Origin of the sequence: Serpentinicella alkaliphila (genome assembly GCF_018141405.1) — a bacterium.
GTDB lineage: Bacteria > Bacillota > Clostridia > Peptostreptococcales > Natronincolaceae > Serpentinicella > Serpentinicella alkaliphila.
The window spans coordinates 745,808-759,678 of record NZ_CP058648.1 but is presented as its reverse complement, the minus strand read 5'-3'; the positions used below and the strand labels follow the sequence as shown (position 1 = coordinate 759,678).

General features: G+C 35.3%; 7 protein-coding genes. 4 read left to right on the top strand and 3 right to left on the bottom strand.

Going from position 1 to position 13,871, the window contains the following annotated elements:
* Nucleotides 1-164: 164 nt before the first annotated feature.
* The gene (locus tag HZR23_RS03865; protein WP_132848392.1) at nt 165-1,685 is read right to left on the bottom strand and encodes a hypothetical protein; all 1,521 of its coding nucleotides are present in this window, start codon (nt 1,683-1,685) and stop codon (nt 165-167) included.
* Between the two features lie 86 nt (nt 1,686-1,771).
* Nucleotides 1,772-6,481 (bottom strand): S-layer homology domain-containing protein, encoded by a 4,710-nt coding sequence (locus tag HZR23_RS03860; protein ID WP_132848393.1) that lies wholly within the window; start codon nt 6,479-6,481, stop codon nt 1,772-1,774.
* A gap of 354 nt (nt 6,482-6,835) precedes the next feature.
* Here HZR23_RS03860 and HZR23_RS03855 point away from each other — a divergent pair, with 354 nt between their 5' ends.
* On the top strand, nt 6,836-8,353 hold the full coding sequence (locus HZR23_RS03855; protein WP_132848394.1) for a transcriptional regulator: 1,518 nt from the start codon (nt 6,836-6,838) through the stop codon (nt 8,351-8,353).
* A gap of 212 nt (nt 8,354-8,565) precedes the next feature.
* Here the strand turns inward: HZR23_RS03855 and HZR23_RS03850 are convergent, their stop codons facing one another.
* Entirely contained in the window at nt 8,566-10,428 is a 1,863-nt protein-coding gene (locus HZR23_RS03850) for a sensor domain-containing diguanylate cyclase (RefSeq protein ID WP_132848395.1), read from the bottom strand.
* A 292-nt stretch (nt 10,429-10,720) separates the two neighbouring features.
* On the opposite strand from HZR23_RS03850, the gene hisZ reads away from it, so the two are divergent.
* Genes hisZ through hisD form a run of 3 tightly spaced genes read left to right on the top strand, consistent with a single transcriptional unit; the run spans nt 10,721 to nt 13,870 of the window.
* Nucleotides 10,721-11,926 (top strand): ATP phosphoribosyltransferase regulatory subunit, encoded by a 1,206-nt coding sequence (hisZ, locus tag HZR23_RS03845; protein WP_132848396.1) that lies wholly within the window; start codon nt 10,721-10,723, stop codon nt 11,924-11,926.
* Between the two features lie 12 nt (nt 11,927-11,938).
* A complete protein-coding gene (gene hisG, locus HZR23_RS03840) occupies nt 11,939-12,574 on the top strand; it encodes an ATP phosphoribosyltransferase (protein ID WP_132848397.1) in 636 nt (211 codons plus the stop codon).
* 3 nt (nt 12,575-12,577) lie between these two features.
* Entirely contained in the window at nt 12,578-13,870 is a 1,293-nt protein-coding gene (gene hisD, locus HZR23_RS03835) for a histidinol dehydrogenase (protein ID WP_132848398.1), read from the top strand.
* Nucleotide 13,871: the final 1 nt, after the last annotated feature.

Below are 13,871 nucleotides of genomic sequence, written 5' to 3'. Positions count from 1 at the left end.
CTCAACATAGTACTACATCTTATTACTGAATTGCAATGTAACTTAATAATAGAAAAATGAAGACCATACTAAGAACATAATCTCCTCATTTTTCTAAACCCTAACAAAAACCTCGTACAATCCAATATCCAATGTTGAATTGTACGAGGTTATTTATTGCTTTATTATAGCTTTACCATATCAATAACGACATCTATAGGCGAATCCCAGAACTCTCCATACATCCGGCCGGTACCGGTCACGCTACCCAGCTTGACAGAAAGTTGTATTTCAATGGTCAGTCCTTCACTTTCATAATACAATTCATTGGTGTTTGCGTTGTAAGAGAGGATCGTTTCTTCTTCATCATCCGATATCCAGGTTACCGTTCCGTCTCCGTTATCTCTTAATGTAATGATTTCGGTTTGGGGTTCCTCATCCGCTACTTTCATTACACAGCTGTAGGTTCCGAAAATATCTTCTGCTACCATCACCGGAGGCTCTTCGGAAACCTCTTCAAAAATGGTTGCAGTCAGGACCTCCATTCGAGCTCTCATGACTTCAATATCCGGATTCCAGGTGTCTTGGATTAGATCAAGGATTTTCATAGACCCTTCAGGGAGCGGGTATCCGGCGGTTTCTAAGGTAGATTTTATAGCCTCCTCACTAAGGTCCGTGACGTCTATTACCTGACCGTTAATGGTTACTTTTCCATCTTTTGAAGTAGATATTTCCATTCCCAGTACCTTGTTTTCAAAGTACAGATCCATCAAGGAATCACTGATATACACCAGGGCATCCCCGGTTCCCTTGGTCTTCTCCTGCAGGTTGGTCAAATCAAAATTCAAAAGCCCAATCACTGAAGTAACAGGAGCTGTTTTTTTCTTTAGTTCATTGAAGCCAACGGATACTTTATTCTTCTCCCCCAGGATAATAGTGCTGCTGGTATCTGCCACTTCAATGGCACATTCAATGCCGCTGGCAATGAATCCGGCACCCTCCAGGACGGAAACGCTAGCGCCCCCTGTGGCTACTAGGGATAGGCCAAAAACCGCTACTTTTGAAGTGGTCTTGGTGGCCTGTAGGATATTGACCACCTTGTTGTTCCAATCTGCATCCGCCATAGCTCCTTCGTGGATGATCTTCTGAGCCACGGTCATCTGTTCATAGGCAGTCTTAGCATCCACTCCAAGCTGTTTGGCAAGCTGGTTGTAACGTTTGGCTCCCTTGAGGGCATCGTACTGCTTCGTCAGTTTTTCTGCCCAGGCTACCTGGTCGAATTCCTTAGATTTTTCTGCTGCATAGGCAACGGACAGGAAAGAAAAGGGGCTCTTTGTTGACATAGGAAGAGAAGCAGTGTTTCCAAGCTCTAGGATCGCCTGGTTGGTCAGCTTTTCCGCGCTGGTCGTGAATTTTGTTGCTGTCTCCCACGCAGATACCAGAGCATCAATCCTTTTTTTTCGTTCTGCTTCAGAAATCTGGCTAAAATCTTCCGTAGCCAGCTGTTCCGTCAGCAACCGGGCATACACATATTGCTTTAGGGCAATAGCAGTGGCTTCATTGCCAGTCTGTAGCACCGTTGGTTCTATCTCTCTCACCACAATGTTTATGTCAAATTTCTCGGAGTTGGATTCCGACGGCCCTCCGCAGGCAGTGAGGCTAAAAATCATTATAAAAGCTAATATTAGGGATATTTTGGATTTCATAAGGGCTCCTCCTTCTAGGATATGCTTTATGAGAATACTAACTAAATTTAAGGTAAGCTTTTAAATACACTGTTCTTCATGGACTTCTAGTTATATTCTGTAACTTCAGTCATTTTAATCATTTGATCAGATGCGTCAGTGTAAACAGCATAGAATTTTCCATCTATATTGACGATATACACTGCATTACTTCCTACTTCGATTTCATAAAAATCTTGAACGGTATCATTGTATTGAGCTTGAAGTTTGCCAGAGTTTGTTCCAACTACTACTATATTGGTACCATCGGTAGAAACGGATTTAACTGTTGAAACTGAGATGTTATTAGTATTAGTAAAGTCAATTGTGCCACCGCTGATTACTAATTCAGATGTTTTAAAAGTTCTTTCCTTATAGAGCACTATGGTCTTCCCATTTTTCGTAATAGAGTTATAGATATCAGCAGTATCTGTATTAGTACTAGATGTGTTCGTGGTTACTCCACTAGCTCCAAAAGTTTTTGCCTCTACTCCATAATGATGTGTTGTTACTGCTGGCATTCCAGAATCCCTATATTGAAAATATCGATGTAATGTGATTATATAATTCCCATCGGAATTTATAGTAATAGTTGATCCTTTTAAATATCTAAATATAAACCAAGGGGAAGTTGAATTATCCCTATATCCTTTTGTAATAACTTGTTTTACAAAGTTACCAGTAGAGTTATTTGCATACATTATATCTTCGTAGTCCCATAATCCATATAGTTCTCCTTTTGTATCAGTATAAGTTATATGTGCATGCCCGTTTCCATCAACAGCAATATCTGGTTTAGAACAAGCCCCACTATTATTGCTTTCAATTAATACTTCTTCTATCCATCCACTCACGTCATACTTTCTATATCCGATTTTATTCTCTGGTGTAGTATAGACCACATGAGGTTTGTCAGAACCATCAATGGCAAGTTTGCCCTCTAAACCTACCCCTATCAAAGCTTCTGTGTCCCAGATTCCATTGTTGTCTTGTTTATTGTAATAAATATTTCCACCCCTTGTGTAAAGAACACCTGTGAAGTTTGTTCCTGCCTCTGCATCGAGCAAGAGTCCTTGAGGAGACGCTATAGGTTCATCTTCAATTTCAACTACTACTGTAGCAGAAGCTGATGGCATTACAAATGTGTAGCTAGCCACCTCAGATATCTCTGTAGTAGCTATAGCTCCACCATTTACTAGGATAGATTTAAATTGTTTACCAGATTGTATGTTAGAGATAGTTACAGATACTATTTCACCTGCTGCAGCTACTGACTTATCTACATTAACCGTAGCTGTACCACCAACTACAGGAGATACGGTTACAGAATAAGTTACTATAGGCTCATCTTCAATTTCAACTACTACTGTAGCAGAAGCTGATGGCATTACAAATGTATAGCTAGCCCCTTCAGATATCTCTGTAGTAGCTATAGCCCCACCATTTACTTGGATAGATTTAAATTGTTTACCAGATTGTATGTCAGAGATAGTTACTGTTATTAACTCTCCTGCTTCTGCAGATGATTTATCTACATTAACCGTAGCTGTACCACCAACTACAGGAGATACGGTTACAGAATAAGTTACTATAGGCTCATCTTCAATTTCAACTACTACTGTAGCAGAAGCTGATGGCATTACAAATGAGTAGCTAGCCCCTTCAGATATCTCTGTAGTAGCTATAGCTCCACCATTTACTAGGATAGATTTAAATTGTTTACCAGATTGTATGTCAGAGATAGTTACTGTTATTAACTCTCCTGCTTCTGCAGATGATTTATCTACATTAACCGTAGCTGTACCACCAACTACAGGAGATACGGTTACAGAATAAGTTACTATAGGCTCATCTTCAATTTCAACTACTACTGTAGCAGAAGCTGATGGCATTACAAATGTGTAGCTAGCCCCTTCGGATATCTCTGTAGTAGCTATAGCTCCACCATTTACTAGGATAGATTTAAATTGTTTACCAGATTGTATGTCAGAGATAGTTACTGTTATTAACTCTCCTGCTTCTGCAGATGATTTATCTACATTAACCGTAGCTGTACCACCAACTACAGGAGATAAAGTTACAGAATAAGTTACTATAGGCTCATCTTCAATTTCAACTACTACTGTAGCAGAAGCTGATGGCATTACAAATGTGTAGCTAGCCCCCTCGGATATCTCTGTAGTAGCTATAGCTCCACCATTTACTAGGATAGATTTAAATTGTTTACCAGATTGTATGTCAGAGATAGTTACAGAAACTATTTCACCTGCTGCAGCTACTGACTTATTTACATCAACCGTAGCTGTACCACCAACTACAGGAGAAACATTTATTGCATAAGTTAAATCTGTTGCTGGGGAAATTGGACCAACTCTATCTGCAATTCTACTATTAATTACATCTTTTAATTTTGCACCAAAATCAATATGTTTTCCTATTATAGATGTACTTCCACCTTCATTTAGTTCAAATGTAGAAGGTATTGTCATCGTATTGGAATTAACAGTGATATAACCTATAGCATTTAGAGAATTCTCAGATTCTTGTACTGCTGCAAAGTATTCAACCCGATCACCCGCTGACTGCCCATCACTCATATAAATATCTAAAGTTAAAGTTTCTCCTACTTTGGCTGTACCAGAAACATTTACATTTAAAATACTTAATGCTGGAGGAGTTATTGTGATATGTTTTTCTCCAAAAACTGATGAATCATTTTTAGAGGTTGCCTTAACAGTTACAGTTCCTTCTTTTACTGCTGATAACAAACCATTTGAATCAATGGTTGCTTCTCCAGTTTCATTTGTTACTGACCATGTTACTTCTTTGTTTGTTGCATTTGTTGGTACTATAGTCAAACCTAATTGCAGTGTTTGACCATCAATAACGGTATCTGAACCGGTCACACTAATAGCACTAACTGGGACTTCTATACCATCAGATACGATTACATCAATGTATAGTGAATTAGTACTATTCATTAAAGCATCAGCATCCAAGGTAATTCTTCCAACTCCTGTATGTGTTAAATTTCCATATAGTGTTGCTGTTATTGTAGTATCATTAGTTCGATCTACATTACTAATGTTTATTCCTTCAAAGACCCCGCCTAATGAAATATGATTTGCATAAACCGAATTTACAACTGTATCATTTTGTATTGTCAATGTAAAGGCTTGATTAAAAAGGCTATCAATGGTTACCTGTGGGGGTGATACTATTAATTTTGGTTCATTATTTATAGGAGCAGTTACTGTTACAACACATGCGGCACTTTTAGTTATATCTGAAGAGGATGTTGCTTTTATTATTGCGGTTCCTTCTGCAACAGGTACTACCATTCCATTAACCACCGTTGCTACAGCCTCATTATCAGATGACCAGATAACATTTTTATTAGTAGCACTATTAGGACTTACTGTTGCTATAATTGTACCCGTTACTCCACCGGCTATTAATGTCATTGTAGTGGGACTAACACTAATAGCATTTACCGCAATTGATGAAGGCCCACCTCCGCCTCCACCACCACTTGATTGGGACGGTGGCCGTGGTTGTAAGTTATCCGGTAAATTACTTTTATAATTTGAAGCTTCAACTGCTGTACCTTCAGCACGAATTATCCTGCCCTCGTTTATAATATTAGTCAAGGTATCAGTTGTTACTAAGTCTATTACAGTATCTTTGGACGTAGAAATAGTTACATCTTCTGCTTTGTTATCTATTTTTATTTCCTTGATTCTGGTATCTCCTTGTATTTTAAGAAAAACACCACTTGTATTAATATCAACTTTATCAAAGGTTCCTTCTAAGATAATCTCCGTGTCTTTTGACTCTTCTGCTACTATTAATGATGCTCCTTTGTCATTTATCATCACTACGCGAAGTTTACCACCCTGTTTTTGTATAATTATATTTTTATAATCTCCACCGTTAATATATATACTGTCAGGGCCTCCACCTCTAATATAGGTGTTTCCCTCTACAATTACATTGTTTAATGTTACTTCTCCTTCTCCAACATCTTCTGTAATAGTTAAATTTCCAGTGATAATTATATTTTGCAGAATAGACCCATCGGCTTTTATTGTAACGTCTCCATAATATATATCCGCACCTGTACTAGGACCATATGTGCCGGTTTCATTAATAATCCAAACTCCAGGATCTAATACCCTATTTAAAGTTACCAATGCCTCAGCTCTGGTTATTGAATTTGAAGCTTTAAAGCTACCGTCTGGGTAGCCGCTCATATATCCTTCATGCACCAATGCTCCGATCTGTCCTTTACTCCAAGTAGGAATACTATTAGCATCAGTAAAGATATTTGAGTAGCTTGGATTATTTTCTAAACCTTTTATCTTTGCAATTATTATTGCTACTTCTTGTCGTGTAATTGAGTTAATAGGTTTTATTGTTCCATCTGGATAACCTCCTATATACCCGGCTGCCTTCGCTATTTTTATAGCCTTTGAATACCATGCATTTTCTGAAACGTCGGAAAAAGAAATTTCTTCTTCTTCTGTAAAACCAAAAGCCTTGTTTGTAAGTGTCATAAATTCTGCCCTGGTAATTAAACTATTAGGCTTAAAGTTACCATCGGGATAGCCATTAGCTAGCCCTTTATTAACCCACTCAGTTATTACCTCTTTTGCCCAATGGTCTTTCACATCCTTAGGCTGGGAAGCATAAGTACTAGTTAGCGGTGTAAGTACTAATATTGTTGATAAAAAAAGGCTTAACAGACGTTTTTTACTACTTAATATTAATTTTTTCATATTGCCCTCCTAACTATGCAAAATTGCATATTATTTATTTACACAGAACCAGTCTTCCTAAAGTTACACCTCCTCGTTTAATTAATATTTTTGAGCTCACATTATGGGTTTTGTTGAGTCTACAAAGCCACCAAATTAGTCCCGTAAAGATTTAAAACAGTTACTTGCGGTCGCATAAAATCTAGTTTTCTAGTCTGACTTTATATCCTACCTTTTTTAAAATTATATAGAAAATTATTAAAAAAATCTTATTCGTAATGGTTTTGTCATTGTCAAATTGATTGACATCAATCATGTCAAATAATGGGATGAAGATATTTTTTATGCTATAATCAAATTAAAGGGGGGATAAGAGTGAAATTTTATGAAAAGCTTGATTTTATAATGAATATAACTAAAACTACAAATAGCACACTGGCAATGTATACCTCATTGGATTCTTCACATATAAGCAGATTACGAAGAGGAGAAAGAAAGCTTGTAAAAAATGCCGGTTACTTAAATAAAATGGCTACATATTTTGCAAACCATTGTACAGAGGCATATCAACATAAGGCACTAGCAGAAGCACTAAAAAAGACACCAGACTTATTTTGTGAACCTGAAAAGGCGGCAGAGCAGATCTATCTTTGGTTAGTTGGTAACGATGAAGTAGAGCATGCTTCAATATCTGGTTTTCTAGATGGAGTATCCAAAATTCAATTATGGAAGAAGTCTGGAGATATTGAAGAATCCTCCGATTCAAATATAGGCAAGATGAAAACGAATATATCTTTGCATTATGGAATAGAAGGGAAAAGAGAAGCTGTATTGACTTTTTTATCTATGGTTTTAAATACTAAGAAACCGAATACATTATTATTGTATAGTGATGAGTCTATGGAGTGGTTAACAGGAGATTTGACTTTTACGGCTAAATGGGGAGAGTTGTTGTCTCGTGTTATCGCCCAGGGCAATAGAATTAAAATTATTCATAATGTAAGTCGTGATTTAAATGAAATGCTGGAAGCTCTCGCTAAATGGATACCCTTGTATATGACTGGTGCTATAGAGCCTTATTATTATCCAAAGAAAAGAGATGGAATTTTCAAACGCACCCTATTTATTGCACCTAAGATAGCGGCCGTAACATCCACTTCAATTGAAATTATGGAGGATAAGGCATTAAACATTTTATTGAAAGATGCAAATGCGGTAAATTCTTTGATTGAGGAATTTAATAGTTATTTTTCACTATGCAAACCCCTAATGCGGATATTCACCCATGATAATCAACAACAATACTTAGATTTATTAAGAGAGTTTGAAAAAGAAGATGCAGATGTTATCCTAAAATCAAGTGGGCTAAGTTGGGCAACGATGCCAAATGATGTAGCAGAATCAATAATAGGCAGATTGGCTGGTGGGGAAAAGGATAAATATACTAATTATTTTTACGAAAGAAAGGAAATACTTGAAAAAGGGTTAGAGCGATATAGCATATATGAGATTTTGCATATTCCAACAGTTTCGGAGGTTAGTAAAGGGAGAGTGAGTATTTCTTTTGCTGGAATTACAGAAACAACAAACATAAATTATACACTTGAGGAATATAAGGCTCATTTAGAAAATACTATTCAGTACTTAATAAAATATGAGAATTATCATATACGATTAATTAACAATAATATAAAAGGGAATTATAGTCTTTACGTCAAGGAGGATCTGGGGGCTATAGTTAGTAAGACAAACCCTCCACAGGCTATTTTTGCAATCAGTGAAAATAACATTACAGCAGCATTTTGGGACTATTTAAAAGATGAGATTGACACATCAGAATTAAGTAAAGAAGAAACGCTCAATAAATTACGGGATCTATATAACAGATTGTAATAAAAGAAGAAGAACACCTTATTTGTACGGTTATTCGTAAAAAAATAAATAAATTATATAATCCAAAATATATGATCAAACTAGATTTTTGACCAAGTCTAACTTGTTGGATGGACTTGGTCAAAAACCTAAACTTGTAGCTATTATTTAAAAGGCGTATTGATTTAGGTAAAAAGATTATTAATCAAAATCATTAAACTATATGCCGTGTGTTATGCTAACACTTCAACTCGATTTCTACCATTATGCTTTGCAAGATAAAGACCTTTGTCCGCCTTGTCTATTAAATCATTTCTATCAATTTCATTAGTAACAATAACAGTATTAATTCCAAGGCTTACAGTAATCACATCACTTACATGAGAATATTCATGAGTAATTCTTAAGTTTTCTATACTACTCCTTATTTTCTCCGCAAGTACTAAGGCACCGGAAGCCTCAGTTTCTGGAAGCAAAACAATAAATTCTTCTCCGCCATAACGGGCAACTAAGTCAGTGCTACGTTGTATATTTAACTGTATTTCCGTAGCTACCTGTTGTAGGCAGACATCACCCTGTAAATGCCCATAATTGTCGTTATAGTTCTTAAAGCAGTCTATATCAATCATAATGACTGAAATAGGTAGACTACTCCTATAGGCCCTTTCCCACTCATGAGAGAGCCTATTTTCAAAATATCGCCTATTATACAAACCTGTAAGTGGATCGAGATTTGAGGTTTGTTCAAGCTTTTTGTTTAACATTTGCAGCTCTGTTGTACGCTCTTTAATTTTTTTCTCCAGATCTTGATTAAGCTCTTGTATTTTTTCGAACATAGATTTATTTTCATTTGCTAGGCTTTGAACCTGTATATAAGAAGAATTGAATTCCCAAGCTAAAAATAAAGCCTGTATGGCAATAAAAATAACTACCCCAAAGGAGAATAGTTCAAAAGAATTTATAATGTCAAATTCTCTTAAAAGGTCGTTTACCGCAGTTAATAACAATACAACTCCACATATAATCATTATTTTATAGCCCTTAGATTTTTTAAATAATTCTTTAGTAGCCAATATATATATTAAATAGAGTGCATTTACAATAAGTAAGTATTGAGCATATTCAAAAACCATATCATATACTTTTACTGAGGTAAGAGCTACTAGAAATATTGAAAAAACAATTACGTATTTACAAAGATAATCAGAGATTAGATTTTCATTTTCTTTAAATAAATTTTTAATATATATAGAAATTAAAGGTAGCAGTATAAATACTGGAAGATACCCAAGTTTCGACATTAGTTTAGCTGAAATATTTGGCATTAACCGTATTAGAACCCTCTCGTTAACAATTATGCCCCTAATTGCAGTAGATAGGGAGATAAGGGCCAAATACAATGATGCCTTTTCTCGTTTTTGTATAAAATAATAAAGTATTCCATAATATATTGCAATTAAAATTAAGCTACCAAAAATAATACTTTCCTTTATAATTCCTAAATTGGTAAACCTTTTAATCTGTTCAGCTTTACCTAGTAATATTTCGTTAAGTCTAATTCTTCTATGATGAAAGTTTGCAATTTGAATTACTATTTCAACATACTCGTTGTTGGGTACGAAATATATCTCTGAAGGAATATATTTAGGAGTATATTCTAATTTATTAGTACCAACTACTCCAGAGGTAGATAGCAGTTTACCATTTATCCATATACTGTTTGAACTTGATAAATATTTAGCCTTTAATCCATATAGGGCGGCTGAATCCTTAAGTTTAACCACTGTTCTTAAGGTACCATAGCTTTCTGCGGGGAATTCCTCTCCATTGTATTGTTGAGCCGAGAGCTCACCTGGGATAGTTATATATTTAGGATCTAAATCGGAATTAGCAAAATCCGAGGGCTCCAGTAGGCTATTAGGATAATATTCCCAATAACCCTTTAATGAAAATATTCCATTTTCATCAAAGCTATAATTAGAGGCATCAAAAAAAGCCTGTGGGGTGGTGGCCTCGCAATATAAAAAAGTATGACTGAATATTAATCCTAAAATTAGTGTAAATATAATACTGACTGGTATACTGTTTTTGTGCATATGCCTACCCCTATCTCGTATTTATAGTTGTTTTAATAAGAAATCTATACCCAATAGTATATACTATAATCTATAAATAGTATAAATTAATGTATAACAAATTTAAAACTATAAATAGTAAAACCAGGACAGGTATTAACTAAATGGTATATTATGTATATAGAAGTTTTGAAATATTGAGAAAATTATAAATAAATATATATTGACAAAAGGGTTAAATAATATTAATATAATTTAAAATACTTTTTCGATTTATCACTTTAATTAATTAAAGTAGACAGGAGTGGAGATTATGGTTTCTAAAAGGGTTCTGTTACCTGAGGGGGTACAGGATATATTAATTGATGATTGCGCGTACAGAAGAAGCCTAGAGGATAGATTAATGGATAACTTTACAAAAATGGGGTATATGGAAGTAAGTAGTCCTACCTTAGAGTATTATGATATGTTTTCTTCAGATTATTTAGCAGCAAGTGGAGATAAGATGTTTAAGCTTATAGATACAAATGGTAAGCTTTTAGTTTTAAGGCCGGATTGTACTATTCCTATGGCAAGAATTGTAGGAACTAAAATGAAAGATTTTATTTACCCAATAAAATTATCCTATGTAGAAAATGTATTTAGAATAGATGAGGAGCAGGCAGGGAAAAAGAGAGAGTTTCGTCAGGCTGGAGTAGAACTATTTGGAATATCCTCATACAAAGGGGATGTAGAGGTTATTATTACGGCCATTGAAAGCTTAATAGATCTTGGATTAGAAAACTTTCAAATAGATATAGGCCAAGTGAAAATATTAAGAGAAGTTTTCAAAAGTATTAATATTGACGAGGAAGAGAAGGAAATAATTGTCCAGTTTATAGAGAATAAAAACTTTATTGAGCTAGAAGAATATGTGGAGGGCTTAGGTTTAGAACCGAATATAAGTTTAATTCTTGCAGAGATACCTAGACTGTTTGGGACTCCAAAGGAAGTACTGGAGTCATTAGTACAATTACCTTTAACAGAGGCAATGAAAGAGGCTGTAGAGGAGCTAAAATTAATATGCCAATCTATTGAAAGGTTGGGTTTAGGTAAATATATTTCTATTGATTTAGGTATGGTTGCAAGGCTTGAATATTATACAGGAATTATTTTTAAAGGCTTCACTAAATCCCTAGGAGTAGTTTTACTTAGCGGTGGAAGATACAATCAGTTAATGGAAGACTTCGGCATTAAATGTCCTGCCACAGGATTTGCATTTTTAGTGGACCAAATTATTAGGGCTCTAAAGCTACAAAACAAGTTAGATAATTCAAAAACTAAAAATTATTTATTAATAGATTCAGGGGATATAGATGGGGCTACATTGGACAAAATTAATGAAATAAGGGCTGAAGGTAATATCGTAGAGATTTGTCTTTTAGAAAATTCCGAGGATATATTAGAATATAGCAAAAGAAGAAAAGTAGATGAAATAATTAAGATTGTTAATGGGAATATAGAAAAGGTGTTCATATAAGGGGGCATAATTGTGGAGAAGGTAAAATTAGCTATAGCTAAAGGTCGGTTAGCTGACTTTGCTATTGATTTATTATCCCAGTCAGGAATGAACTGTGATGAACTAAAGGCAGGCTCTAGAAAGCTAGTGTTTGATATACCTGGGGAAGGCCTGGAGATTATACTTTTAAAAGCAGCGGATGTACCTACATATGTAGAACATGGGGTTGTTGATATAGGAATGGTTGGAAAGGATACTTTATTGGAGGCTGATAAACAGCTTTATGAGGTGCTTGACTTAAAATTTGGAAAGTGTAAATTTGCAGTAGCTGGAAAGGTAAATATGGATTACGACAGTAAAAAACACCTAACTGTAGCTACTAAATATACAAATGTAACTAAGAAGTTTTTTGCACAAAAAGGGCAATCCGTCGAAGTTATCAAGCAGGAAGGGTCCGTTGAGCTAGCCCCAATCATGGGGTTGGCCGATGTTATAGTAGATATAGTTGAAACAGGTAAGACATTAAAGGAAAATGGCTTAGTTGTTTTAGAGGATGTAGCACAAATTAGTGCTAGATTAGTAGTAAATAAAGTGAGCTTTAAAACTAAAAAGAAAAAAATCATGGAGTTAATCCAAAGAATATCCGATGAAGTTAACAAAGGGGAGTAAAATATGGTTGAAATAGTTAACATGAAGCAATTAAATAGAGAGAGAATATTTGAGTTACTTAGTTCAAGAGGCTCTGTTGATTTTACAGATTATAACGATGGGGTACAAATGATATTAGATAAAGTTAAGTTGAATGGAGATAAGGCTCTTATTCAATTTACTAAAGAATTCGATAAAGTAAATTTAGAGGACGTAGGTCTGAAGGTTACTGAAGAGGAATTCGAAAGGGCATATAAGTCAGTAGATGATGAATTTATAAGTGCTATAAGGGTAGCTATAGATAATATTAAAAGCTACCATATGAAGCAAAAACAAAACTCATGGTTTACTTCAGATGATGAGGATATTATTTTAGGACAAAAAATAGGCCCTGTAGGAAGTGCTGGTATATATGTTCCGGGGGGCACAGCACCATATCCTTCTTCAGTGCTTATGAATGCTCTACCAGCTATAGTAGCTGGCGTAAAAAGAATAGTAATGGTAACACCCCCATCTAAAGAAGGCAGTGTTAACGCAGGAATTTTAGTAGCTGCTAAGGAAGTAGGAGTAACAGAAATATATAAAGTTGGGGGAGCACAGGCTATAGCTGCCCTAGCCTTCGGTACTCAAACTGTACCAAAGGTAGATAAAATTGTTGGGCCTGGTAACATATATGTTGCCACTGCTAAACGACTTGTATATGGCTATGTAGACATAGATATGATAGCAGGGCCTAGTGAAATATTAATTTTAGCTGATGAAACAGCTAATCCTAGATTTGTAGCTGCAGATATGTTATCTCAAGCAGAACATGATGAACTAGCATCTTCCATATTAATTACAACTAGTGAAAGCTTAGCAGAGAAGGTGAAAGCTGAGCTAGAAATACAAACAGCACTTTTAGAAAGAAGTGAAATTGCTGAGAAATCCCTAGCTGACTATGGAAAAATAATTATAACTGATACAATGGAGCAGGCAATTGAGCTTTCAGATGAAATTGCTCCAGAGCATTTAGAGGTATGTGTTAAAAATCCTTTTGAGCTATTAAATAAAATAAAAAATGCAGGGGCTATATTTTTAGGAGACTATGCTCCAGAGCCTTTAGGGGATTACATTGCAGGGCCAAATCACGTTTTACCTACTAGTGGAACGGCAAAATTTTTCTCTCCTCTTTCAGTAGACGATTTTACAAAAAAATCAAGTGTAATTTATTATAGTAAGGATGCCCTAAGAAGAGTAAAGGATGCAGCCATGAGGCTTGCAGAGCAGGAGGGATTAACTGCTCACAAAAATTCAATCAAAGTGAGGTTTGAATAAT

Bases quoted from the DNA above. Each gene is read 5' to 3' on its own strand.
- hisD (WP_132848398.1), top strand. From the start codon at position 12,578: ATGGTTGAAATAGTTAACATGAAGCAATTAAATAGAGAGAGAATATTT.
- HZR23_RS03860 (WP_132848393.1), bottom strand. From the start codon at position 6,481: ATGAAAAAATTAATATTAAGTAGTAAAAAACGTCTGTTAAGCCTTTTT.
- hisZ (WP_132848396.1), top strand. From the start codon at position 10,721: ATGGTTTCTAAAAGGGTTCTGTTACCTGAGGGGGTACAGGATATATTA.
- HZR23_RS03865 (WP_132848392.1), bottom strand. From the start codon at position 1,685: ATGAAATCCAAAATATCCCTAATATTAGCTTTTATAATGATTTTTAGC.
- HZR23_RS03850 (WP_132848395.1), bottom strand. From the start codon at position 10,428: ATGCACAAAAACAGTATACCAGTCAGTATTATATTTACACTAATTTTA.